This is a genomic window from Streptosporangium sp. NPDC000239 (assembly GCF_040300765.1).
Lineage (GTDB): Bacteria > Actinomycetota > Actinomycetes > Streptosporangiales > Streptosporangiaceae > Streptosporangium.
In genome coordinates this window covers 88,977-112,143 of record NZ_JBEPEI010000001.1, presented here as the reverse complement: position 1 = coordinate 112,143, position 23,167 = coordinate 88,977, and the positions used below count along the sequence as shown (strand labels likewise).

Annotated in this window: 22 protein-coding genes; 10 read left to right on the top strand and 12 right to left on the bottom strand. The window is 70.6% G+C overall.

The window, feature by feature from the left end:
* Nucleotides 1-34: 34 nt before the first annotated feature.
* Complete coding sequence (locus ABT340_RS00485; protein ID WP_352008477.1) at nt 35-1,720, bottom strand: ribonuclease J; 1,686 nt, start codon at nt 1,718-1,720, stop codon at nt 35-37.
* A gap of 155 nt (nt 1,721-1,875) precedes the next feature.
* The gene (dapA, locus tag ABT340_RS00480; protein WP_352008476.1) at nt 1,876-2,802 is read right to left on the bottom strand and encodes a 4-hydroxy-tetrahydrodipicolinate synthase; all 927 of its coding nucleotides are present in this window, start codon (nt 2,800-2,802) and stop codon (nt 1,876-1,878) included.
* 926 nt (nt 2,803-3,728) lie between these two features.
* On the opposite strand from dapA, the gene ABT340_RS00475 reads away from it, so the two are divergent.
* Complete coding sequence (locus tag ABT340_RS00475) at nt 3,729-4,448, top strand: GntR family transcriptional regulator (protein ID WP_352008475.1); 720 nt, start codon at nt 3,729-3,731, stop codon at nt 4,446-4,448.
* Between the two features lie 41 nt (nt 4,449-4,489).
* On the opposite strand, the gene ABT340_RS00470 is transcribed toward ABT340_RS00475, so the two are convergent.
* Nucleotides 4,490-6,058, bottom strand: a complete 1,569-nt coding sequence (locus tag ABT340_RS00470) for an FAD-dependent monooxygenase (protein ID WP_352008474.1) — start codon at nt 6,056-6,058, stop codon at nt 4,490-4,492.
* Nucleotides 6,059-6,135: 77 nt separating this feature from the next.
* Here ABT340_RS00470 and ABT340_RS00465 point away from each other — a divergent pair, with 77 nt between their 5' ends.
* Complete coding sequence (locus tag ABT340_RS00465; RefSeq protein ID WP_352008473.1) at nt 6,136-6,765, top strand: TetR/AcrR family transcriptional regulator; 630 nt, start codon at nt 6,136-6,138, stop codon at nt 6,763-6,765.
* A gap of 6 nt (nt 6,766-6,771) precedes the next feature.
* On the opposite strand, the gene ABT340_RS00460 is transcribed toward ABT340_RS00465, so the two are convergent.
* Complete coding sequence (locus tag ABT340_RS00460; RefSeq protein ID WP_352008472.1) at nt 6,772-7,098, bottom strand: helix-turn-helix domain-containing protein; 327 nt, start codon at nt 7,096-7,098, stop codon at nt 6,772-6,774.
* Between the two features lie 345 nt (nt 7,099-7,443).
* Here ABT340_RS00460 and ABT340_RS00455 point away from each other — a divergent pair, with 345 nt between their 5' ends.
* On the top strand, nt 7,444-7,770 hold the full coding sequence (locus ABT340_RS00455) for a hypothetical protein (protein ID WP_352008471.1): 327 nt from the start codon (nt 7,444-7,446) through the stop codon (nt 7,768-7,770).
* Nucleotides 7,771-7,773: 3 nt separating this feature from the next.
* On the opposite strand, the gene ABT340_RS00450 is transcribed toward ABT340_RS00455, so the two are convergent.
* The 3 genes from ABT340_RS00450 to ABT340_RS00440 all read right to left on the bottom strand — a co-directional run bounded on the left by ABT340_RS00450 (nt 7,774) and on the right by ABT340_RS00440 (nt 9,947).
* Complete coding sequence (locus ABT340_RS00450) at nt 7,774-8,079, bottom strand: putative quinol monooxygenase (RefSeq protein WP_352008470.1); 306 nt, start codon at nt 8,077-8,079, stop codon at nt 7,774-7,776.
* A gap of 119 nt (nt 8,080-8,198) precedes the next feature.
* On the bottom strand, nt 8,199-8,675 hold the full coding sequence (locus ABT340_RS00445; protein WP_352008469.1) for a peroxiredoxin: 477 nt from the start codon (nt 8,673-8,675) through the stop codon (nt 8,199-8,201).
* Between the two features lie 324 nt (nt 8,676-8,999).
* Nucleotides 9,000-9,947 (bottom strand): DMT family transporter, encoded by a 948-nt coding sequence (locus ABT340_RS00440; RefSeq protein ID WP_352008468.1) that lies wholly within the window; start codon nt 9,945-9,947, stop codon nt 9,000-9,002.
* A 16-nt stretch (nt 9,948-9,963) separates the two neighbouring features.
* Between ABT340_RS00440 and ABT340_RS00435 the strand changes: the two genes are divergently transcribed.
* From ABT340_RS00435 to ABT340_RS00405, 7 genes are all read left to right on the top strand, one after another.
* Nucleotides 9,964-11,343, top strand: a complete 1,380-nt coding sequence (locus tag ABT340_RS00435; protein ID WP_352009436.1) for an aminotransferase-like domain-containing protein — start codon at nt 9,964-9,966, stop codon at nt 11,341-11,343.
* A 127-nt stretch (nt 11,344-11,470) separates the two neighbouring features.
* Entirely contained in the window at nt 11,471-12,007 is a 537-nt protein-coding gene (locus ABT340_RS00430; RefSeq protein ID WP_352008467.1) for a CGNR zinc finger domain-containing protein, read from the top strand.
* A 129-nt stretch (nt 12,008-12,136) separates the two neighbouring features.
* On the top strand, nt 12,137-12,748 hold the full coding sequence (locus ABT340_RS00425) for a GNAT family N-acetyltransferase (protein WP_352008466.1): 612 nt from the start codon (nt 12,137-12,139) through the stop codon (nt 12,746-12,748).
* A 23-nt stretch (nt 12,749-12,771) separates the two neighbouring features.
* On the top strand, nt 12,772-13,650 hold the full coding sequence (locus tag ABT340_RS00420; RefSeq protein ID WP_352008465.1) for a 1,4-dihydroxy-2-naphthoate polyprenyltransferase: 879 nt from the start codon (nt 12,772-12,774) through the stop codon (nt 13,648-13,650).
* Between the two features lie 138 nt (nt 13,651-13,788).
* Nucleotides 13,789-15,150, top strand: a complete 1,362-nt coding sequence (locus ABT340_RS00415) for a purine-cytosine permease family protein (RefSeq protein ID WP_352008464.1) — start codon at nt 13,789-13,791, stop codon at nt 15,148-15,150.
* Between the two features lie 22 nt (nt 15,151-15,172).
* The gene (locus tag ABT340_RS00410; protein ID WP_352008463.1) at nt 15,173-16,921 is read left to right on the top strand and encodes an adenine deaminase C-terminal domain-containing protein; all 1,749 of its coding nucleotides are present in this window, start codon (nt 15,173-15,175) and stop codon (nt 16,919-16,921) included.
* Nucleotides 16,922-16,924: 3 nt separating this feature from the next.
* The gene (locus tag ABT340_RS00405) at nt 16,925-17,926 is read left to right on the top strand and encodes an adenosine deaminase (protein ID WP_352008462.1); all 1,002 of its coding nucleotides are present in this window, start codon (nt 16,925-16,927) and stop codon (nt 17,924-17,926) included.
* Between the two features lie 52 nt (nt 17,927-17,978).
* On the opposite strand, the gene ABT340_RS00400 is transcribed toward ABT340_RS00405, so the two are convergent.
* The 5 genes from ABT340_RS00400 to dapB form a co-directional block, all read right to left on the bottom strand.
* Nucleotides 17,979-19,514, bottom strand: coding sequence for a malectin domain-containing carbohydrate-binding protein (locus ABT340_RS00400; protein ID WP_352008461.1), 1,536 nt, complete (start codon nt 19,512-19,514; stop codon nt 17,979-17,981).
* Between the two features lie 90 nt (nt 19,515-19,604).
* On the bottom strand, nt 19,605-21,152 hold the full coding sequence (locus ABT340_RS00395; protein ID WP_352008460.1) for a PucR family transcriptional regulator: 1,548 nt from the start codon (nt 21,150-21,152) through the stop codon (nt 19,605-19,607).
* A 20-nt stretch (nt 21,153-21,172) separates the two neighbouring features.
* Entirely contained in the window at nt 21,173-21,838 is a 666-nt protein-coding gene (tenA, locus tag ABT340_RS00390; protein ID WP_352008459.1) for a thiaminase II, read from the bottom strand.
* A gap of 73 nt (nt 21,839-21,911) precedes the next feature.
* Entirely contained in the window at nt 21,912-22,397 is a 486-nt protein-coding gene (locus ABT340_RS00385) for a GNAT family N-acetyltransferase (protein ID WP_352008458.1), read from the bottom strand.
* 4 nt (nt 22,398-22,401) lie between these two features.
* Nucleotides 22,402-23,139: a 4-hydroxy-tetrahydrodipicolinate reductase gene (dapB, locus tag ABT340_RS00380; protein WP_352008457.1), complete on the bottom strand. Its 738-nt coding sequence runs from the start codon at nt 23,137-23,139 to the stop codon at nt 22,402-22,404.
* Between the last annotated feature and the right edge of the window lie 28 nt (nt 23,140-23,167).

Sequence of the window (23,167 nt, the reverse complement as noted above, 5' to 3'; positions counted from 1 at the left end):
GGCCCGCCTGAGCTGGCCGTACGGCGGAGACGGGTCAGACCTCGATCACCACGGGGACGATCATCGGGCGGCGGCGGTAGGTGTCGCTCACCCAGCGCCCGACGGTCCTGCGGACCACCCTGCGGACCTGCTGGATGTCCACGACGCCGTCGGCGGCGTTCTCCTCGATCGCCCTCTCGATCTGCGGGAGGACCTCCGTGAGCCGGTCGGGGTCGATGCCCGACCCCCGGGCGTGGATCTCCGGCCCTCCGGTCAGCTTGCCCGTGCCGGTGTCGACCACCACGACGATGGAGATGAAGCCCTCCTCGCCCAGGATGCGACGGTCCTTGAGGGCGAAGTCGGTGACGTCGCCGACCGAGGTGCCGTCCACGTAGACGTAGCCCGCGGGGACCGCTCCCACGATCCGCGCGCGGCCGTCGAGCAGATCGACCACGACGCCGTCCTCGGCGATCACGATGTGGTCGTCGGGAACCCCGGTCAGCGCGGCGAGCTTGGCGTGCGCCCGCAGGTGACGCCATTCTCCGTGCACCGGCATGAAGTTCGACGGCCTGGTCAGGTTGAGCACGTAGAGCAGTTCGCCCGCGGCGGCGTGCCCGGAGACGTGCACCTTGGCGTTGCCCTTGTGCACCACGCGGGCGCCCCAGCGGCTCAGCCCGTTGATCACCTTGTTGACGGCGGTCTCGTTGCCCGGGACCAGGGAGGAGGCCAGCAGGACGGTGTCGCCCTCGGCCACCCTGATCGGGTGGTCGCGGTTGGCCATGCGCGACAGCGCCGCCATCGGCTCGCCCTGGGATCCGGTACAGATCAGCACGACGTCCTCTGGAGGCCGGCCCTCGATCTCCTTGGCGTCGACGATGACGTCGGACGACACCCTCAGGTAGCCCAGGTCCCTGGCGACGCCCATGTTGCGGACCATGGAGCGGCCGACCAGCGCGACCTTGCGGCCGTGCTTCTCCGCGGAGTCGATGACCTGCTGGACGCGGTGGATGTGGGAGGCGAAGCTCGCCACGATCACCCGCTTCTCCGCTGTGCGGATCACCTCGTCGATGACCGGGCCGATCTCCCGCTCGCTGGTGACGAAGCCCGGGACCTCCGCGTTCGTCGAGTCCGACATCAGCAGGTCGACGCCCTCGGCGCCGAGCCTGGCGAACCCGCCGAGGTCGGTCAGCCGCCCGTCGCTGGGCAGCTGGTCCATCCGGAAGTCACCGGTGTGCAGCACGATGCCCGCGGGCGTCCTGATCGCCACGGCCAGCGCGTCCGGGATCGAGTGGTTGACCGCGAAGAACTCGGTCTCGAACGGCCCGAACACGCGCCGCTCGCCCTCGACGACCTCGACCTTGACCGGCTGGATGCGGTGCTCGGTGAGCTTGGCCTCGATCAGCGCCAGCGTCAGCTTCGAGCCGACGATCGGGATGTCACGCCGCTCCCGCAGCAGGTACGGCACGGCACCGATGTGGTCCTCGTGCGCGTGCGTCAGCACCAGCGCCTCGACGTCGTCGAGGCGGTCTCTGATGTACTCGAAGTCGGGCAGGATCAGGTCGACGCCGGGCTGGTCGGGCTCGGGGAACAGCACCCCGCAGTCGACGATCAGCAGACGGCCGTCGTACTCGAAGACCGCCATGTTGCGGCCGATCTCGCCCAGGCCGCCCAGCGCGACGATGCGCAGCGCGCCTTCGGGAAGCTCGGGAGGCGGCCCGAGCTCCGGGTGGGGATGACTCATCCGGCCACGCCTCTCTGGTAGGTGGAGGCGGCCCTCTCCGCCGGCGGGACTGCTCCCTCGCCGAGCACTCCGGTCACCGGCCGGCCACTGTGTCCTCTGTCACTCAAACTTCCGTTTCTCCCCTCTGCGGCCGTCACCGGCCGCCGCGTTCCTTCTCATGACACATCTCCGTCGGGCAGCTTCACGCCACCCGCGATCAAGTCTTCTCTCAGCCGCGCGACCTGCTCCGCCGTGGCGTCGGCCAACGGTGCCCGCACCGGTCCCGCGGAGCGCCCCATCAGGGTCAGCGCCGCCTTCGTCATGATCGCACCGCCCGCCCGCGTCATGACGCCCTCGACCACCGGCAGGATCGCACGGTGTACGGCGAGCGCTCCCGCGACGTCGCCGGAGCGGTACAGGCTCATCATCGTGGCGATCTCGGCGCCCACGACGTGCCCGATAACACTGACGCATCCCGCGGCTCCGACCGAGATCCACGGCAGGTTGAGCGTGTCGTCGCCGGAGTAGAAGGCGAGGTCGGTCGCCGCCATCACCTGGGACCCGGCGAACAGGTCGGCCTTGGCGTCCTTGACCGCGACGATCCGCTCGTGCGCGGCCAGCCGCAGCAGGGTGGCGGTCTCGATGGGCACGCCGCTGCGGCCCGGGATGTCGTAGAGCATGACCGGCAGGCCGGTGGCGTCGGCCACGGCGGTGAAGTGCCGGTAGAGCCCCTCCTGCGGGGGCTTGCTGTAGTAGGGCGTCACCACCAGGAGACCGTGGGCCCCGGCGCGCTCGGCGGCCGTGGCCAGCTCGACGCTGTGGCGGGTGTCGTTGGTGCCCGCCCCCGCCACGACCGTGGCGCGGTCGCCGACCTCCTCGACGACGGCGCGCAGGATGCGCTCCTTCTCCTCGTCCGTGGTCGTCGGGGACTCACCCGTGGTGCCGCTCACGATGATGCCGTCGTTGCGCTGTTCGTCCACCAGGTAGGCGGCAAGGCGCCGCACTCCCTCGTAGTCGACCGAGCCGTCCGCGGTGAACGGTGTGACCATCGCGGTCAGCATGCGGCCGAAGGGGGCGTCAGAGGTTCCAGTTGGCGCTGCCATAGACCGAACGCTACCCGGAACCACGCAAACGGTAGACCCCGCCACCCCGCCTAAGCCCTCTTCCCCCTTCCCTGCCTCGTCAACCCCCACATGGCCCCGCTTCCTCCTCCCGGAAACCCCCCGTTGAAGCCCCCACCGCCCCCGAACTCCAAACAAACCACCAAATAAGACAAACCCCCCAGAAGCCCCCTCCGCCAGCCGGAAACGCCCCGAACATCACCACCCCAGAAGGCAGAAATTCTCTCCAAGCCCTCCCCCGGTGCCCCACCCGAGGGCCTCCCGGCCCAAGGCCCCCGGCGCCCCACGTGAGGAGTGCCGACTTGGGCCGTCGATGCTTGGACCGAGGAACGCAGGAGCGCAGCGACGCAGTGACGAGGGAAGACACCGTCCCGAAGCGCCCAAGCCCCCGCGACGCCGAAGGCGGAGCAAGAAGGCGCAGCCCGTGCTTTACCGGTGCCGTGTGTGAGGAGTGTCGGCTTGGGCGCGTCGGTGCTTGGACTGAGGAACGCAGGAGCGCAGCGACGGAGTGACGAGGGAAAGCACCGACTCAGGGTGCCCAAGCCCGCGACGCCGAAGGCGTCGCGAAGAGACACGGTTCGGGCGCGCCGACGCTTGGACTGAGGAGTGAGGGAGCGCAGCGGACGAACGACGAGGGAAAGCGTTGGCTCGAAAGCGCCCGGACCCGCGACGCCGCCAGGCGGAGCAAAGAGACACAGAGGCCGCCGATATGTGCTCGGGGGTACACACATCGACGGCCTCTGTAGGTGAATCGAGGCTCCTTACGCGGGCGTTACACAGTCTCTGAGAGATTTTCACGCGCTCTCCGGGAGGCCGCAAAGTTGGAACTCCAAATCGCCGCCATTACCGTGAGTTGTCCACCGAATACGTCAGGATGGGGCGACGCTGTCGAACCCAGGGATGAACACGTGGCAAGCTCCGATCCGGTCTACCTGCGCGTCGTCGCCGATATCCGCCGCCAGATCGTCGACGGCTCCCTTCCCCCCGGCGCGCCGATCCCCTCCCGCGCCCAGCTGACCAGAAAGTACGGCGTGGGCGAGACGGCCGCACGTCACGCGCTGCGGGTGCTCGCCGCCGAGGGGCTGATCATCGGCCGGGTCGGCTCCGGCCACTACGTGAGGGCCAGGCCGGTGCTGCTGCCGCTGCACCGCTGGCGCTTCCACGATCACCACGCCCCCTTCGGCGCGGACATCCAGTCGCAGGGCACCCGCGCCACCTGGGAGTGGCGGGCCGAGCACACCGAGGCCCCGCCCGGCATCGCCCAGCGACTGCGCCTGGACGAGTCGGCCCCCGTGACCCGTGTCCGCTACGTCTTCCGCGGCGACGGCAGACCGGTTCAGCTGGCCACCTCCTATGAGCCGACCGGGTTCGGCGAGCCCGCGGCCGAGGAGAACCCCCGGGGTCTGATATCGAGGCTCTCCTCCTTCGGCGTCAAGGTCACCGAGATCGTCGAACAGGTCTACACGCGTGTGCCCCAGCCCGCCGAGAGCGACGTCCTCGCCCTGCCCGCGGGGGTCCACGTCCTGCATGTGGAGCGCACCCACTGGGCGGGCGACCGTCCGGTGGAGACCAGCGACATCGTCATCCCCGGCGACCGTTTCCGCCTGATCTACAACCACCCCCTGTGATGAGCCGCGTCCGCCGGGTCCGGCGCGGGCCCGGCGGACGCTCAGGAGGCCGTTCCCACGGCCCTCGTCTCCGCTTCGGCGCTCCCGCCCGCGCCCGTGACGGCGGGTGCTCCGAACCAGGTGGACAGGGCCGCCCCGAGCGGGACCGGGCTCGGGTGCCCCTCGTCAGCCGCCCAGGCGACGAATCCGTCGGGCCTGACGAGCAGTCCGGCGAGCTGCGGCCTTTCCACGATCGCGCTCCCGACGACCTCGACACGGTCGCGGTAGCCGTACGCCGAGGCGGCGAGTTCCCCTGACGGGTCGAGCAGCAGCGCGCGGCCGGTGTGCATGTGGTCGGCGAGCCTGGAACCGTCGGCCAGCTCCAGGTCGGGGGCGCTCCTGCCGAGCAGCGGGTGGTCACCGGGGATGTCGTAGCGCTGCCAGACCCCGGAGAGCTGCTTGACGAGGTAGGTGGTTCCGGCCACGGTCTCCGCGAGGTTGGTGACCACCGCGCGCAACGCCCTGGCGTGGCGGTCGGGACGCATCACCGCGATCTGGGCGCGGGTCCATTCGAGCACCCAGGCGCCGATCGGGTGACGTTCCGCGGTGTAGGTGTCGAGCAGGTCCTGGGGGGCGTCACCGCGCACGGTCGCTGCGAGTTTCCAGCCGAGGTTCATCGCGTCGCCGAGACCGAGGTTGAGCCCCTGTCCGCCGAAGGGTGAGTGGACGTGGGCGGCGTCCCCGGCGAGCAGCACCCGCCCCTTCCGGTAGGTGCTCGCCTGCCTGGCGTTGTCGGTGAACCGGGTCGCGGTCTTGATGCCGGTCACGACGACGGGCGCCCCGGTGACCCGCCTGATCGAGTCCTGCAGTTCCTCGGTGGTGACGGGGGCGTCCCGGTCCTTGGGCACGCCGCCGAACTCCACGGTCAGGATCCGGCCGGGCATGGGACCGTAGGCGTAGACGCCGGTCGGAGTCGCGTTCCAGCCCAGCCGCAGTTCCTCCGTGCCCTCCATCGCGGCCATGGCCTGGTGGGCGGTGATCTCGGGGTCGGTGCCGGGGAAGTCGAAACCCGCGAGCTTGCGCACCAGGCTCCTTCCCCCGTCGCAGCCGACCAGCCAGCCGCCGCGGACCGTGCCCTCGGTGGTGGTGACGGTCACCCCGTCCTCGTCGGCCTCGAAGCCGGTCAGCTCGACTCCCTTGCGTACCTCGATCCCGAGTTCGGCGGCGCGTTCGGCCAGAATCCACTCAAGCTGCTGCTGGCCGACCAGCTTGACGTTGTCGCCGGGGCCGTTCCCGCCCAGGTCGGGGTCGGTGGGGTCGAGCAGGTCCCCCCTGAGCACGATCCCCGCGAAGTGCCCCGCGAACTTCGGCCCGCCCTGGGGCCTGCCCTTGGGGGCGTTCCCCCTCATGAAGGCGGCGAGGTTCTCCTCCTCCGCCGCGCGGAGCGCGGGAAGCAGGCCGCGCCGGTGGAGCGCCTCGACACTGGGCGTGTTGAGCGAACCCGCCTTGACGGTCTGGTCGATCTCGGTCAGCCGTTCGATCACCACGACCGAGACGCCTCCGACCGCCAGCTCACAGGCCAGCATCAGCCCGACAGGGCCGCCTCCGGCCACCACGACGTCGTACGACACACCACACCTCCACGAAAATTCTTACTGCCACTAGAAAGTTACTACGACTAAAAACTTTTATCAACTATAGTCAGCGCATGAGCAGCGAGCCAGGACTCCGTGAGCGGAAGAAGCAGCGGACACGCCAGACGATCTCGGACATCGCCTCCGGGCTCTTCCTCAGGCGCGGGTTCGACAACGTCACGGTCGCCGAGGTGGCCGAGGCGGCGGGCGTCTCGGCGAAGACGGTCTTCAACTACTTCCCGCGCAAGGAGGACCTCTTCCTCGACCGGTTCCCCGAGGCCGCCGAGCTGATCACCAGGGCCATCAGGGAACGCCCTGAGGGTGAGGAGCCGCTGACCGCGCTACGGCGCCTGCAGCGGGAGCTCCTGCGGGACAATCACCCCTTCGGCGCGTTCACCGACGGTTACCGGTTCTTCTGGCAGGTCGTGATCGACTCCCCGTCGCTGCAGGCGCGGGCCAGGGAACGGGCGGCCGAGTTCGAGGAGTTGCTCGGCTCACTGCTGGCCGAGGCCGCGGGGGCACCTTCCGACGACCCGTGGTCACGGGTCTCCGCAGCGATGATCGTCTCGGCCTACCGCACGGTCTACGTCACCACCGTGGACAAGGTCTTCGCCGGCGAGCCCATCCAGAAGGTGGTCGAGGAACACGCCGCCCTGCTCGATCGCGTCTTCGACTGCCTCGAACGAGCTCTGGCCCCCTCCTGACGGCCGCTACCGCTCGACGACGTGCTCCAGCGGCTCCGAGGGCGGGTCGTCCAGCTCCCGCACGACGTAGGTGACCTCGGCTCCGATGGCCAGGGCGTAACGCCTGATCGTGGACAGGTGAGGGTCGCCGCCGAGACGCTCGAAGTCGGAGACCGCGGGCTGGGTGCGGCGCATGCGCTCGGCGACCTGAGCCTGGGTGAGGCCCCGCGCCCTGCGCAACCTGACGAGTTCCTCGATGAGCCGCACGTCGCGCTCAGCGGCCCGCAGTTCGCGCCGCGTCTCAGGAGCCTCGGGATCGATCCCGAGCAGCTCGGCGATGTGCGGGTCGATCACGATCAGGCCTCCTTGTATCGGCACACCTTATGTCCTGGCGTACCCGAAAGGCCCGCGCCTCCCATGATGCATCGCGCTCCCCCATCCCGTGCGCCCCGTTTTCGGCACGGCCGTACGGCATGTGCGCCTGACCTTTTCCCGGACGGGGACCGAAACCGGCCTCGGAGGAATCCGCCGCCGCGGGACGACGCATACGGCTGACCGATAACGAAAAATCCCGCCTTTTCTCCGATCCGGGGGAATTCCACGTATTCACTTTCTTGACACCTCGCTTCCCCGCCTAAGATGCTGACGGGGAAGCCCACAGCCGACAGCCATGGTTCGGTGATGAATAATAATTCTGCGGTGGAATGTCCCGCTTGGTGTGACGGTAACCACGGCAACCGCGACGCTCTCACGACGACCCATCGCACGACTGTCTGGAAAGGCCTGCACCTCACGATCACGGCCAGCCAGACCGTGCGCCCCCACTCACCCGGCGAGCAGGACGGCCCCTCGATCCTGCTGACGATCCCCTACGCCGGCACCAAGCCCGCCGTACGGCTCTCGCCCGGCGCGGCCAGGGCGCTGGCCGCGATCATCGAGAAGTCCGACGGACGGGGCGGCACCGAGTATCTCGTGGCGGAGTTACGGCACGCGGCGGATCTCCTGGCTCCCACGGAAACCCACTGAGAGTCACCGGCCGGGCAGCTTGGCCGCCAGGATGTTCAGTTTGTTGACCGCGGGGGGCTTGGCGAACAGGCGCGAGGCCTGGTCCTCAAGCGCCTTGGCGATCTGGCCCGACAGATGGGCTTCCCTGCCCGCCTCGTCGGCGAAGGCGTCGAACACGGCGAAGGTCGTCGGTCCCAGGCGGATGGAGAACCACACCGGTGTCCCCTCCTCCATCTCGGCGAGCGCGATCGCCTCCTTGAGGAAGCTCTCGACCTCGTCCTCTTTGCCGGGCTTGGCTTCGATCAGCACGAACAGCCCCAGGGTGACCATTTATCCTCCCGCCGGTCCAGCGAAGGTTTCGCCGTCTCCCCCCCAGCGTCTCCACCCCATGACCACGGCTACACCGTGTGATCACCCGGGACCTCTAAAATCACGCCCGGCCGGTCCCGTCACTCCTGCGCGCGGGCCCGCAGAACCTCAAGCGCCCGGTCGGCGTGGGACAGCATGCTGGTCTCGCTGTGGATCACTTCGAGCAGGCGACGGTCGACGTCGATGACGAAGGTCATCCTGCGGGTGAGAAACGGCCCGACCGCGAAGTTACGGCGTGCGCCGAGCTTGCGGGCCACGACCCCGTCGGGGTCGGACAGCAGGGGAAAGCCCAGGTCGTAGGTGTCGGCGAACTTCTTCTGCCGGGTGACGGCGTCGCGGCTGATGCCGACCGGGTTCGCGCCGACCTCCTCGAACTCCTCCGCCAGGTCGCGGAAGTGGCAGCTCTCCGCGGTGCACCCCGTGGTCATGGCCGCGGGGTAGAAGAACAGCACCACCGGCCCCTTGGCCACCAGATCAACGAGCCGCCGTGCCGTACCGGTCTCGTCGAGGAGCTCGAAGTCCTCGACCACGTCCCCGACTTTGGGGCTTCCAGCCATGACCGTCCTCCATCTGTCGCCGAAGGGCCTGCGTCGCCCGCCCGCCCGTGACCGTGGGGGAACCACCCCCTGCCCGTGGGCACCGGTCTCGCTGACCGTATAACCGCTCCTCCCGTGCCGGGAAGAGACGGTGGGAACAATGTTGCCCTCCGGAACAGTGAACGGCCCCCACGAACGACGCCGGGGGAAACGGATCACTTTCCGATCGGCAGGCGTCAGGCGTTTTCCCCCGTCCTTTCAGCATGCGCGGCACCCGTCCGGGACATCGCAATCCGAGAATGGCCACATTCCCCAACAAAGCACCACGATAATTCGGGGAATTCCTCAGGAGCGCGCCCGCTGGCTCACCGCGACGCACACGAGCACGGCCAGTGCCGCGGCGACCGTCACCGGGTCGAACGGCTCGCCGAGCAGGAGCCAGGCCCACAGCAGGGTGAGCAGCGGCTGGGCGAGCTGGGTCTGCCCGGCCCTGGCGATGCCACCCTTGGCCAGACCCGCGTACCAGGGGATGAAGCCCAGGAACATCGAGATCAGCCCGACGTAGGCGAACCCGGCCAGCGAGACCGCGCTCGGCCGCACCTGCGTGGTCAGCGCCAGCGCGACCGTCAGGGGGACCGTGAGCGGGGCCGCGACGACGAGGGCGTAGGAGATCACCCGCCAGCCGGGGGTCCGCCTGGCCAGGCGCCCTCCCTCGGTGTAGCCGGCGGCGGCCGACAGCAGCGCCCCGACCAGCAGCAGGTCGGCGCCGGTGACGTGGCCGCCGCCTCTGCCGACGGTGAAGACCGTGATCGACAGGGCGCCGAGCGCGCAGGCGGCCCAGAACAGCGGCCTCGGCCGTTCCCCGCCCCGCAGGACGGCGCAGACGGCGGTCGCGGCGGGCAGCAGGCCGACCACGACGGCGGCGTGGGAGGTGTCGGCTCCGGCGTCCAGGGCCAGCCCGCTGAGAATCGGGAAGCCGAAGACCACCCCGGCGGCGATGACCAGGTACGACCACAGGTGCTCTCTGGGCGGCAGTAAGGGCGCCCTGGCCACCAGCAGGAACACGACCGCCGCGACGACGGCGACCACGGCGCGCCCGATCGCGACGAGGTAGGGGTCGAACCCCTCCATCGCGAAGACCGTGCCGGGGAATGAGCCGGAGAAGGTCAACACCCCCAGCCCCGCGAGCAGGGTCCCGCGCCACGAGGCGCCTCCCTCCGCCGGTGCCGGTGCCGGGGTCTCCCGGCCGACCGCTATCGGGCTGGCGAGCGTAGCGCTACTCTTATCTCTCATGAATGACGATAGCAGTATCGTCCGATTGGCCGCCATCCTCAGGGAGGAGGCCGGGCGGTTGCGGCCGGGCGACAGGCTGCCGTCGAGCCGCGAACTGATGCGGGTCCACGGTGTGAGTCCGGTGACCGTCTCCAGGGCGCTCAGCAGGCTCGCCACCGAGGGCCGGGTGATCGTCAGGCCGGGCAGCGGGACCTACGTGGCCCCCGCGCAGGCGCGGGTGGAGAACGCCCCCGACCTGTCCTGGCAGACGGTCGCGCTCGGCGACCGGGTGGTCGACGACACCGACGTGGTCGGGCTGCTCACCCCGCCACCCGAGGGCGTCGTCCCGCTCACCGGGGGCTACCTCAACCCGTCGATCCGCCCCGCGCGGGCCCTGTCGGCGGCCGGGGCACGGGCGATGCGACGTCCCGGCGTCTGGGAGGTGCCGCCGCTGGGCGGCCTGCCCGAGCTGCGCGGGTGGTTCGCCTGCGAACTGGGCGGCGACGTGACCGCCGCCGACGTCCTCGTGGTCAGCGGCGGGCAGGCCGCCCTCACCCACGCGCTGCGTGCTCTGGCCGCCCCCGGCACCCCCCTGCTGGTCGAGACACCCACCTACCCGGGGGCGCTCGCCGCGGCGCGGGCCGCCGGGCTGCGGGCGACGGCCGTACCGATGGACGGGGACGGGGTGCGGCCCGACCTGCTGGCCGAGGCGTTCGCCGTCACGGGCGCGCGGGTCTTCCTGTGTCAGCCGACGCTGCACAACCCGACCGGCGCGACGCTCCCCCTCGACCGGCGCAGGCAGGTGCTCGCGGTCGCGCGGGCCGCCGGGGCGTTCGTCGTCGAGGACGACTACGCCAGATACTTCGCGACCTCCCCGGTCCCGCCGCCGCTGGCCGCGCTCGACGAGCACGGGACCGTGGTGCACATCAACTCGCTCACCAAGGTCCTGTCCCCCAACATGCGCGTGGCGGGCCTCGTCGCCAGGGGACCCGCGGCGCGGCGGCTGCGGGCGAGCCAGATCGTCGAGTCGTTCTTCGTCGCCAGGCCGCTGCAGGAGACCGCTCTGGAGTTCGTCGGCTCACCGGCCTGGCGCCGCCACCTGGACACGCTGGAGAGCGAGCTGACGGCCCGCAGGAACGCCCTAGCGGGCGCGCTCGCCGCCTTCGCCCCGGCCGCGGAGATCCACCTCCTCCCCCGTGGCGGCCTGCACCTGTGGGTACGGCTCCCGCGCCATCTGGACGAGGAGGCCGTGGTCGAGCGGGCCAGGCGGGCGGGCGTCCTGGTGAGCCCGGGACGCATCTACTACCCGGCCGAGCCACCCGGCCCCCGGATCAGGGTCAGCCACTCGGCGGCGGCGCACACGGCGGAGCTGACCGAGGGGGTCAGGCGGCTGGCGACGGCGGTCGAGGAGGCCTGAGCGCCGCCGCCCGTGCCCGCCGAGACGAGAGCCGACACCATTGAAATCATTATGCGGGTGTCGAGGAGAGAAAAACCTCCTATTGACATACAGTGGTTTCAACAGCGGTTCGAAGAGGTGACTGACCATGGGCAACGCCGCCGACCTGGTGTGCGACTTCGTGAACACCTACGACGTCGAGAGCGCGACCGACTCGATCCCGTCCCCCGCCGCGCTGACCGCCTGGCTCGGCAGGCACGAGTTGATCAGGCCCGCCGACACGGCGGACGAGACCGACGTGAGCGCCGCCGTGGACCTGCGCGAGTCCCTGCGCGCCGCGCTGCGGCACAACCACGACCGCGACCAGGAGGCGGCCCCGCCCAGGTCGTTCCCCGATCTCGCGCTGCGGGTCGTTCTGACCGAGGCGGGGCCGGTCCTCGAACCGGCCGCCTCCGGCGTCCCCGGCGGGCTCGCCAGGATCGCGGCGGCCGTGATGGAGGCGCACGCCGAGGGCATGTGGCCCAGGTTGAAGGTCTGCACGGAGAGCACCTGTCAGTGGGCCTTCGTCGACTCCTCAAAGAACCGCTCGCGCTCGTGGTGTTCCATGAAGGTGTGCGGCAACCGCACCAAGACTCGGGCATATCGGGCACGGCGCCAGACCGAGACGCAGCCGCGTCATCTCTGAGTCTGATTCCCCGATACGGTGTAGGGGCTGCCTCACGGTTCCACCCGCCTGATGCCCGCTCGCGTGGCACGAGACCCGCGAGGCGGCGTGTCATGGGCGACGGCAGACGGCAGAGAGGGAGCGGGCCGAATGGCAGACGTAGGCGTGCGGGCGGCTCGGCACGATGATGTCGCCGCGGTGGCGAGCACCCAGATTCGCGCCTGGAGATACGGCTACCGGGACTTCCTTCCCGAGGGGCCGCTTGAGCAGATGACCGGCACGGCGGCCGAGGACCTCTGGCGACGGCAGTGGGACGAGGCGATCGTCTCCCCGCCCAGCAGACGGCACCGGGTGCTCGTGGCGGTCGAGAAGGTCGTCCTGGACACCGACGCGTTCCCCGCGCTCGGTCCCGGCGGCATCGCGGCCGCGGCGGCGGCCCTGGGTCCCGAGCGTGTCGTCGGGCTGGCCTCGCACGCCCCGGCGGAGGACCCCGACCTCGATCCGACCACGACCGGGGAGCTGTTGACCTTCCTGGTCGACCCCGACCACATACGGCGCGGCCACGGCAGCCGCCTGCTGAACGCCACGGTCGACCACTTCAGGGAGGACGGCTACCGCACCATCGTGACGTGGGCGTTCGCCGACAACCACGCGGTGCTCGGCTTCCTTGAGTCGGCCGGCTGGGGCGAGGACGGCGCCGAACGGGTGCTGCACATCGGTCGCTCCGTGCGGATGGTCCGCCTGGCCACCGACATCAGCTGACCTTCGAGAGGACGTTCGCAGCCATGGCCACCCCGAGCCAGTGGATCGCCGGAGCCCGCCCGCGCACCCTGCCCGCCGCCGTCGTCCCGGTCGCCGTCGGCACCGGCGTCGCCTTCGGCTACGACGGCGCGGTGTGGTGGCGGGCCCTGCTCGCCCTGTTCGTCGGGCTCGCCCTGCAGATCGGCGTGAACTACGCCAACGACTACAGCGACGGTGTGCGCGGCACCGACGACGGCAGGGTCGGCCCGATGCGGCTGGTCGGCTCGGGAGCGGCCACCCCTCGCGAGGTGCTCTTCGCGGCCTTCGGCTGCTTCCTGGCCGCCTCGGTCGCCGGGCTGGCCCTGGTCGTGGTGACCCGCGCGTGGTGGCTTGTCCTGATCGGCGCGCTGTCGATCGCGGCGGCCTGGTTCTACACCGGGGGCTCGCGGCCGTACGGCTACCGCGCGATGGGCGAGATCTCGGTGTTCGTGTTCTTCGGCCTGTTCGCGGTCTCGGGCACCACGTTCGTCCAGACCGAGTCACTGCCGTGGACCGCGGTCGCCGCCGCGGTCCCCGTCGGCCTGCTGGCCTGCGCGCTGCTGGTGGTCAACAACCTGCGCGACATCGCGACCGACGGCCCCGCGGGCAAGCGCACCCTGGCCGTCGTGCTCGGCGACGGCCGTACCCGCACGCTCTACTCGGTGTGCCTGGTGCTGCCGCTGGTCCTCGCGCTGGCGCTGGTCCCCTGGCAGCCGTTCGCCGCGCTCACCCTGCTCGCCGCCCCGCTGGCCGTCGCCCCCGTCAGGGCGGTCGCCCAGGGTGCCACCGGCCGGGCGCTGATCGCGACGCTGCAGCAGACCGGCCGTTTCCAGCTCGTCTTCGGCCTGCTGTTCACCGCGGGCCTGGCCCTGCACGCCCTGTAGGACTCCCCTCCCGCCCGGCGATCACCTTGGAGACCGGTACAGTCCGGACCCCCTGACCTCGTGTTCTCCGACAACGGGAGCACGCCGCATGCCCTGGTTCACTGAAGGTGAATGTCCAAGGCACCAGGTGGAGGCGTAGTGGCCGTCGAGCAACGCGGGATCGAGCTGGTCTCGCCGTCCGAGAGGTACGGCAGGCCACGTGACCTGCTGTTCCTGTGGACCGGGACCACCATGGGAGTCTTCACCCTGGTCTACGGGACCGTCGTCGTCTCCCTCGGGCTCAGCTTTCCGCAGGCCGTGCTGGCCATCGTGATCGGCAACCTGCTGTCCTTCCCGCTGGTCGGCCTGACCAGTCTTCAGGGACCGGCCGTCGGGACCTCGACGATGGCGGTCTCCCGCGCCGCGTTCGGCCCCAAGGGCGCCCGGGTGCTCAGCTTCTTCGGCTGGATCAACATGGTCGGCTTCGAGGCGGGCGGCATGGTGCTGATCACCTTCGCCTCGCTGGCCCTGCTCGACCAGGCCGGGATCGCCTCCCAGAGCGCGGCCCTGAAGGTCGGCGTGATCGTCGTCGCGGCGCTGATCCAGCTCGTCCTGCCGCTCGTCGGGCACGCCGCCGTCATGAAGGCCCAGAAGTACTTCACCTGGGTGTTCGTCGCGATGTTCGCCGTCATGGCCGTTCTCGTCGGCCCGAAGGTACAGGCCACCGCCGGGGGCGGGGCCGACTTCGCCACGTTCACCGTCGCGGTCGCACTGGTCATGTCGTGCGGCGGCCTGTCCTGGGCTCCGCTGGGCAGCGACTACTCGCGCTACCTGCCCGCCTCCTCCAGCAGGAAGGCCGTCTTCGGTTACGCCGCGCTCGGCGGGCTGGTGCCGTACGTGCTGCTGATGACGCTCGGCGCGGCCGTCGCCACCGTGGTCAAGGACGCGGGCGACCCCGTCTCCGGGCTGCCCGGCGCGCTGCCCTCCTGGTTCGTCGTGCCCTACCTGCTGCTGGCGATCGTCACGCTGTTCGCGGTGAACACCACCGACCTCTACTCCTCCGGCCTGAACCTGCAGGCCTCGGGGATCAGGCTGAACCGTTCGGCCGCGGTCGTGCTCGACCTGGTGATCTGCGTGGCCATCACCTGTGTGGCGGTGTTCTCCGACTCCTTCAACACGATGCTCAACACCTTCCTCGGGCTGCTGATCCTCTGGCTGGCCCCGTGGGCCGGCGTCTATCTGACCGACTGGCTGCGGCGCAGGGGTTCCTACGACGCCGAGGGCCTGTTCGCCGAGGCCGGGCCGTACCACGGGCGTGGGGGCGTCCGCTGGAACGGGATCATCGCGCAGGCCGCGGGCATGGTCGCGGCGGCGCTGTGGATCAACTCGGCGGCCTTCACCGGACCGCTCTCCCAGGCGACCGGCGGCTCCGACCTGAGCATCTTCGCGGGCGTGGCCGTGGCCGGTCTGGTCTACGCCGTGCTGGAACGCCGCCCCGCCCCCGTCCCCGTCCCCGCCTGACCCGCAGAAAGGCCGCAGCGAAATGCCCGACCGCGCCCTGCTCGACGTCGCGTACGGACGACGTCCCGCCGACACGATCATCACCAACGGTGTCCTGGTCAACGTGCTGACCGGCGAGACCTATCCCGCGGAGATCGGGATCAGCGGCTCCCGGATCGCCCTGGTCGGTCCCGACCTGCCCCGTGGCCCCGAGACGAAGATCATCGATGCCCGGGGCGGCCATCTCGTCCCCGGCCTGATCGACGGCCACCTGCACATCGAGTGCAGCAAGCTCTCCGTGACCGGCTTCGCCGACCTGGTGGTCCCCTACGGCACGACCAGCGTCGTCTCCGGCCTGGACCAGATCCTGGTGGCCGAGGGCCTGCCCGGGGTCCGGAGCTGCCTGGACGAGGCCGCGGCCACCGGCATGCGCGTGTGGTGGGGGGCACCCGCCAAGGCCCCCTACACCGTTCCCGAGTCGACCGTCGGGCACACCTTCGGCCCCGCCGAGCACCGGCTGGCCCACGAGTGGCCCGAGTGCGTCGGCATCTGGGAGACCGTGCAGGAGTTCGTCGAGCACGGCGACGAGGCCGTCATGGAGGCCCTCGACCTGGCCGAACGGCACCGGCTCCCGGTCTTCGGCTGCGCCCCGATGTCCGACACGCGCCGGATCAGCGGCCTGGCCGCGGCCGGAATCCGCCTGGACCACGAGTCGTACTCGGCGCAGGAGACACTGGAGAAGCTCCGCCTGGGTATCTACGCCATCGTGCGTGAGTCCAGCGTCGCCCACTTCCTGCAGGAGAACATCCAGGTGGTCTCCCAGGTCGGCGCGCGCCGGGTGGCCTTCTGCACCGACGACGTGCACGCCGCCGACGTGCTCGCCGCCGGGCACATGGACAAGCTGGTCCGGATGGCCGTCAAGGCGGGCGTCGACCCGGTGACGGCGGTCCAGATGGCCACGATCAACTGCGCGGAGATGTACCGGATCGACCACCTGGTCGGCAGCATCGCCCCGGGACGCTTCGCCGACGTGCTGATCGTGGACGACCTGGCCGACTTCCAGGTGCGTGAGGTCGTGGCCGGTGGCAGGCTCGTGGCCAGGGACAACGCCATGATCACGCCCACGGCGCCGCCCGCCCGCCCGCCGGTGCGGCCCTTCCCCGTCGCCGAGCTGACCGCGGACGACATCGTGCTGCGCGCCCCCGAAGGGGCCGCCTCGGTCACCGCGCTGGCCATGCGGATGAGCCCCGAGCAGGTCTTCGTCCGCAAGCGGCACGACGTCACGCTCCCCGTGACCGGCGGCGTCGTCGAACCGTCCGTCGAGCACGACGCGCTCTACATCACGGTCGTCGAGCGGTACGGCAAGACCGCCAACCGGCCGGTCGCCCTGGTCAACGGCTTCGGCATCACCAGGGGCGCCATCGCCACCAGCGCCGCCCCCGACGACAACAACATCATCTGCGTCGGCGCCTCCCGCTCCGACATGGCCCTGGCGGTCAACGAGGTCGTCCGGGCGGGCGGCGGCCAGGCCGTCGTCGTGGACGGCGAGGTCCTGCGGCTGCTGCCGCTGCCGGTCGGCGGCATCGTCTCCGACCTGCCCGCGCGGGAGATGGCCGAGGCGGAGAGCGAGCTGGACGATCTGGCCCGCGAACTGGGCTGCGCGCTGCCCTCACCGATGATGTATCTCTTCTTCCTGTCGATCACCGCGATCCCCGACTACGCCATCACCGATCTCGGCCTGGTGGACTGCGTCGAACTCAAGGTCGTCGACCCGATCCTCTCCTGGAGCTAGAGCATGACCGACTTCATCGCGGGGCTGCCCAAGTGCGAGCTCCACCTGCACATCGAGGGCACCCTCGAACCCGAGCTCAAGTTCGCGCTCGCCGAGCGCAACGGCATCGAGCTGCCCTACTCCTCGGTCGAGGACATCAGGGCCGCCTACTCCTTCGACGACCTTCCCTCCTTCCTCAAGATCTACTACGAGGGCATGGAGGTGCTGCGCACCGAGCCCGACTTCTACGACCTGGCCATGGCCTACCTGCGCAAGGCCGCCTCGCAGAACGTCCGCTACGCGGAGATCTTCTTCGACCCGCAGGCCCACACCTCGCGCGGTGTGCCCTTCGACCTCGTGATCCGCGGCCTGCGCCGCGCGCTGATCGACGCCGAGCGGCAGCTCGGGATCAGGGCGCAGCTCATCATGTGCTTCCTGCGCGACTTCCAGGCCGAGTACGCCATGGCGACGCTGCTGGAGTCGCTGCCCTACCGGGAGTGGATCGTGGGTGTCGGCCTCGACTCCGACGAGAAGGGCAACCCCCCGGTCAAGTTCAAGGCCGTCTACGAGCGGGCCAGGCAGGAGGGCTACCTGCTGACCATGCACTGCGACGTCGACCAGGAGAACTCGGTCGAGCACATCCGCCAGGCCGTCGAGGAGATCGGCGTGGACCGCGTCGACCACGGCGTCAACGTCCTTGAGGACCCGGCGCTGGTCGAGACGCTCCGCGAGCGGGGGCTCGGGCTGACCGTGTGCCCGATCTCCAACGGCTACGTGACGGACTCGACGAAGGCCGACGCCATCCGCAGGATGCTCGACCTCGGCCTGCGCGTCACGGTCAACTCCGACGACCCGGCCTACTTCGCCGGTTACGTCCAGGAGAACCTGGCCGTCCTGGCCGAGGAGCTCTCGCTGACCGAGGAGGACCTCGTCCAGCTCGAACGCAACGCCTTCGAGATCACCTGGCTGCCCCGCCATCTGAAGGACGCCTACCTCGCCGAGCTGGACGCCTACGCCGCCCGCTGAACCAACCCGCTGGAGGCCGCCGCCCGAGTCCGGGCGGCGGCCTCCAGCCGTCTCACGGGGTCACCGGGACGTTCGTCAGGCCGTTGCCGCCCGTCACCGTGTTGCTCGCGTGGACCGTCGTCTCACAGCCGGGGGCATGGTTGGTGACGTTGATCGCCAGCCGCCGGTCACCGGTCGCGCCCGTCAGGTCCGAGACGTTGTCGCGGAAGACGGTGCCGCAGCCCCATCCGGGCCGCTGGGTGTGGGTCTCGTACCCGTTGTTGGTGGTGTTCCTGCCCACGTTGCCCTGGACGAGGACGTCGTTGCCCTTCACGTCGACCCAGGAGTCGTCGTAGTTGGCGCCGGTGAGCCCGCCGCCGTCGAAGGTGTTGCCGACGATCCTGGCGCCCGTCGTGCCCTCCTTGATGTCGACGTTCTCACCGCCGACGTCCGGACCGATCGTGTTGCCGGCGATCTCGATGCGGTCGCTGTTGTCGGACAGGGTGTTGGCCGTGCCCACGTACACGCCCTCCCCCATGCCCCGGCCGTCGTTACCGGTGTCGTAGATGGTGGAGTTCCTGATGACGCCGTCGGTGCTGGAGTTGCGGAAGTGCACGCCCTCCATGTCGAGGTCGTGCACGGTGACGCCGTCGATGACGACGCCCTTCGCCGCGTCGATCATGATCCCTTTCTGGCCGCCGGTTATGGTGACGCCGGTGACGGTCCAGTAGGAGGCTCCGTTGAGGTGCAGGCCGTAGCCGCCGCCTGCGGTGAGGACCGCCCCGGAGGAGCCGGTGATCGTGATGCGGGCGTCGGGCCTGGCGGCCACGGTGGCCTTGAAGTTGCCCGTGTATCTCCCGTCGGCGAGCCGGATCGTGTCACCGGGCAGGGCCGTGCTCAACGCCGTCTTGAGCCCCGAGGCCGTTGACACCGCGACAACCCGGCCGCCCCCGGGAGACGGCGTGGGCGACCCTGTAGGGGACGCTGTGGGTGACACAGTGGGGGACGGGGTGGGCGACCCTGTAGGGGACACAGTGGGCGACGCTGTGGGCGACGGCGAGGGAGTGGCCGTGGCGGCGGTTATCTCGACGGCGGAGACCGTGGCGTGGTTGGCTCCGCCGTTCGCGCTGAACTGCAGGTTCAATCGGCCGTCGGTGACCGCGACGGTGAAGGAGCGGTCGCACGCCGTGAGCCTGCCGCAGTTCGCGTAGACGTCGAAGGCGCCGAGCGCGGTCACCCCCTCGGCCCTGACGTCGAAGCGGCGCTGCCCCGCCGCCGTGGCCCAGTCCTCCACCATCTTCAGGGTGACCCGGTAGGTGCCGTTGGGCAGGTCGAGGGCGTAGCCAGCCCCGCCGCCGAAGGCGTTGTAGGTCTGGTACAGCGCGTCGTCGACGGTGCCCTCGATGGGAGAGGGGATCCGGCCGCCGCCGTAGCGGATGTCGTATCCCCGGTCGGCCTCCCAGAGGTTTCCCGAGGAGTCGGTGAGGCCGGGCCCGTTGGCGTCGATCCGGATCGGGAGGGCGACCGTGGCGTCCGCCTGGACGGCGGCTCCCAGCGGGATCAGCAGGGTTCCCACGACGGCCAGAGCCCCGATGAGTCGGTGTCTCATGTGGTCTTTCACGTCCTTCAGGCTGAAAGGGGGGTGGATGAGGACGCATTGCGATGCGGACACAGGGTAACCCCGGTGAGGCCCGTGGGATCAGCGCATCCGCAGGGCCAGCAGGAAGTCCACCCGCTCGTCCAGGGAGGTCAGCGACCTACCGGTCAGCTCCTCGATGCGCTTGAGCCGGTAGCGCAGCGTGTTGACGTGGACGTGGAGCCGGTCGGCGGTCGCCGCCCACGCGCCCGACTCCTCAAGGAAGGTCTCCAGCGTCTCCAGCAGGTCCGTCTGGTGGGCTGCGTCGTACTCCTCAAGCGGGCCGAGCAGCCGGGTCCTGAACGAGCGCCGCAGCTCCCCGGGGATGGCGGCGATCAGGGAGCGGTGGGAGCTGACGTCGGCCCCGGTGATCGCCGAGACCCGGCCCTCACCCAGCTCGGCCAGCGTGCGGGCGTGCCTGGCCTCCTCGATCAGGCCGCTCAGCGTGGCCGGGCCGTTGGTCACGCTGCTGACGCCGATCGTGATCCTGGCCTCGCCGAGCCCGGCCTCAAGCGTGGCCGCCCCGGCCAGCAGGTGCGCGGTCAGCTCGTCCGCGGTGTTGCCCGCCAGCGGCACCAGCGCTACGGCGTGCCGGTCCGCGGCGGTCGCCACGCCGGGCGCCAGCGGGCGCAGCAGCTCGTCGAGCACCGCGACCCCCACCTCGTCCGCCCGGTCGATCCCCTCCACGGCCAGCGCGACGGCCAGCAGGCCGTGCTCGGTCTCGATGTGCAGGGTGTGCAGCCGGGAGACCACCCCGGGCAGGTTCGCGTCGCCGGAGGCCAGCAGGTCCAGCAGCTGGTCGAGGACCCGGCGCTCGATGCGGTGGGCCGCCTCAAGGCGGGAGCGTTCGAGCGCCACCAGGGCTGCCAGCTCGACGACCAGGTCCTCGTGCTCACCGCCCGCCCGCACCTGCTCACCCGCGTAGGCCAGGAACCAGTTGGCGATCCGGTGCGGGGCCCCCTTGCTGACCGGGAAGACCGACAGCACGGTGCCGTCCGGCTGCGGTGCCGTACCGGGCAGGAAACGGGCGGACAGGAACGCCTGCGCCAGCCGCCCACCGGCCCCCTCGGGCAGCGGCTGCGAGCCGACGACCACCCGGCCCGTCGCCGAGAGTACCCAGCAGGGCACGTCCAGCTCCCCGGCGACCGTGGTGACGACCTTGCTCAGGCTGCCGCCGTCGACGAGCGTGCTGGCCAGCCTCCTGCGCGGGCCGTACGGCCTGCTGGGGGCGGCGGCGCCGTACTCCTCGATCAGGGCACGCAGCACGTACTCGGTGAGCGCGCCGAAGGAGACCTCGACGCCGAGGGCCAGCAGCGGCAGCCCCGCCTCGGCGCAGGCGTCGACGAGATCGGCGGGCGGCACCTTGAGGGCGGTGCCCGAGCAGAGCGCGGCGACCCTGGCCTCGACCAGGGCGGCCACGAACCGCCTGGCGGAGCCGGGCCCGTCATGCCAGGTCAGCTCGGTGAGGACCAGTTCCGCGGGCTTGAGGAAGCGGCCCGGATCGATGAGGTCGGTGGTCGTGACGCCACGGACCCTGCGGTCGAGCAGGTCGTGACCGGTGAGGACCTTCAGCCCCAGGTGATCGACCTGGCACAGGTCCCGCAGGCGCATACCTGTAGGTTAACCGCCGCTCAGATCGGCCACGACTCCCGCCGCCACGCGGCGTCCCAGAACAGCCACTCGTAGCGCGCGGTGGTCAGCGCGTGCTCGCACAGTCGCGCCCGGTCGGCCTCGGGCAGCGTCGCGGCGACCTCGTCGAGCAGGTCGAGCACCCCGGCGACGGTCTCCTGGTAGTGCTCGCCGCCGTAGGTCTCGATCCACCAGGCGTAGAGCGGATCCGGCGAAGACTGCTTCAACAGCGCCTCACCGACCCTGGCGTAGATCCAGTAGCAGGGCACGATCGCGCCCAGCGCCTCGGGGAAGGTCCCGAGGTGACAGACGCGCAGCAGGTAGGAGGCGTAGCCGACGGTCGTCGGGGCGGCCCCCGCCCGGCGCGCCTCGTCCCGGTCGAGACCGAAGGCGGTCAGCAGTTCGACGTGCAGGCTGTGCTCGACCTCGACCGTACGCGCGCAGTCGGCGGCGAAACGCTGCACCGCCGCCGGATCGGCCGCCTTGACCCCGCACGCCGCCAGCGCCCGCGCGTAGTCGGGCAGGAAGTGGGTCTCCTGCACCACGAAGTGCCGGAAGACCTCGCGCGGGAGTGTCCCGTCGGTCAGCCCGGTGAGGAAGGGATGAGCCAGGATGCGTCCGTAGACACCGTCGACCACCCGCCACAGCTCATCGCGAAACCGGCTCACACCAGCGATGCTATCCGCCCGGCCCGGCGAGGGCGTGCCACCGTCACAGAGGCCCGCCCGGCACGGCGCGCCCTCACAGGAGCCTGCGCATCACGACCCGGGGCGCCAGCTCGATGCCCAGTTCCCGTTCGTGGGCCACCAGGGCTGCCAGCTCCGGCCCCCACTCCTCCTGTCCCAGTACGGCGAAGCCCCGCCGGGCGTACCACGGCGCGTTCCACGGCACGTCCCTGAAGGTCGTCAGCGTCACCGCGGCCGCCCCCTCGGCGAGCGCGTGCTCGCAGACGGCTTCGAGAAGGCTCCCGCCGGCGCCCCGCCGCCCGTGGGCCGGATGGACCGCCAGCTGGTCCAGGTGGACCTGGCCGTCCACCCAGCCGATCATCGCGAACCCGAACGGCGGGTCTCCGGCGACCAGCACCCGTGCCGGGTCACCGGCCTCCTCGACCATCGTGGTCCCCGGCGGAAAGGTGATGCCGACCTGGGCGAACACCCCGTCGGCCGCGATCTCGACCTCGGCCAGGCCCGGCAGTTCGGCGGCGCTCGCCCAGCGGACGTCCGTCATCCGGCTAGAGGTCCAGAAGGTGTTCGAGGCCGACGGTGAGGCCCGGCGTCTCACCGACCCGGCGCACACCGAGCAGCACACCCGGGGTGAAGGAGGCGCGGTTCATCGTGTCGTGGCGGATGGTGAGGATCTCGCCGTCACCGCCGAGGATCACCTCCTGGTGGGCGATCAGCCCGGCCAGCCGTACCGCGTGGACGTGGACGCCGTCCACGTCGGCTCCGCGGGCGCCGTCGAGCTCCGCGCTGGTGGCGTCGGGCATCGACCCCATCCCGGCCTTGCGACGCGCCTCGGCGATCAGCTCCGCCGTACGGCGGGCCGTGCCCGAGGGGGCGTCCGCCTTGTTGGGGTGGTGCAGCTCGACGATCTCGGCGGAGTCGAAGTAGCGGGCCGCCTGCTGGGCGAAGCGCATCATCAGGACGGCCGCGATGCCGAAGTTGGGGGCGATCAGCACGTTCACGCCGGGGTTGTCGTCGAGCAGGCCGCGCACCCGGGCCAGACGCTCGGCGTCGAACCCGGTGGTGCCGACCACGGCGTGGATGCCGTGGGAGACGCACCAGGCCAGATTGTCCATGACGACGGCCGGGTGGGTGAAGTCGACCACCACCTGGGCGCCCTCAAGCTCCTCGATGGGGTCGTCCTTGTCGACGGCCGCGACGAGTTCCAGATCGTCGGCCGCCTCGACGGCCTTGCACACTTCGATGCCCACGCGCCCTCTGGCGCCGAGAACTCCTACCCTGATCACCCGGTCAGCCTATCTCCACCGGTGTGAC

Coding starts and splice junctions, on each gene's coding strand:
- ABT340_RS00445 (WP_352008469.1), bottom strand. CDS start 8,675: ATGGCTGGAAGCCCCAAAGTCGGGGACGTGGTCGAGGACTTCGAGCTC.
- ABT340_RS00395 (WP_352008460.1), bottom strand. CDS start 21,152: ATGCGCCTGCGGGACCTGTGCCAGGTCGATCACCTGGGGCTGAAGGTC.
- ABT340_RS00485 (WP_352008477.1), bottom strand. CDS start 1,720: ATGAGTCATCCCCACCCGGAGCTCGGGCCGCCTCCCGAGCTTCCCGAA.
- ABT340_RS00405 (WP_352008462.1), top strand. CDS start 16,925: ATGACCGACTTCATCGCGGGGCTGCCCAAGTGCGAGCTCCACCTGCAC.
- ABT340_RS00425 (WP_352008466.1), top strand. CDS start 12,137: ATGGCAGACGTAGGCGTGCGGGCGGCTCGGCACGATGATGTCGCCGCG.
- dapA (WP_352008476.1), bottom strand. CDS start 2,802: ATGGCAGCGCCAACTGGAACCTCTGACGCCCCCTTCGGCCGCATGCTG.
- ABT340_RS00410 (WP_352008463.1), top strand. CDS start 15,173: ATGCCCGACCGCGCCCTGCTCGACGTCGCGTACGGACGACGTCCCGCC.
- ABT340_RS00465 (WP_352008473.1), top strand. CDS start 6,136: ATGAGCAGCGAGCCAGGACTCCGTGAGCGGAAGAAGCAGCGGACACGC.
- ABT340_RS00400 (WP_352008461.1), bottom strand. CDS start 19,514: ATGAGACACCGACTCATCGGGGCTCTGGCCGTCGTGGGAACCCTGCTG.
- ABT340_RS00430 (WP_352008467.1), top strand. CDS start 11,471: ATGGGCAACGCCGCCGACCTGGTGTGCGACTTCGTGAACACCTACGAC.
- ABT340_RS00385 (WP_352008458.1), bottom strand. CDS start 22,397: ATGACGGACGTCCGCTGGGCGAGCGCCGCCGAACTGCCGGGCCTGGCC.
- ABT340_RS00450 (WP_352008470.1), bottom strand. CDS start 8,079: ATGGTCACCCTGGGGCTGTTCGTGCTGATCGAAGCCAAGCCCGGCAAA.
- ABT340_RS00420 (WP_352008465.1), top strand. CDS start 12,772: ATGGCCACCCCGAGCCAGTGGATCGCCGGAGCCCGCCCGCGCACCCTG.
- ABT340_RS00440 (WP_352008468.1), bottom strand. CDS start 9,947: ATGAGAGATAAGAGTAGCGCTACGCTCGCCAGCCCGATAGCGGTCGGC.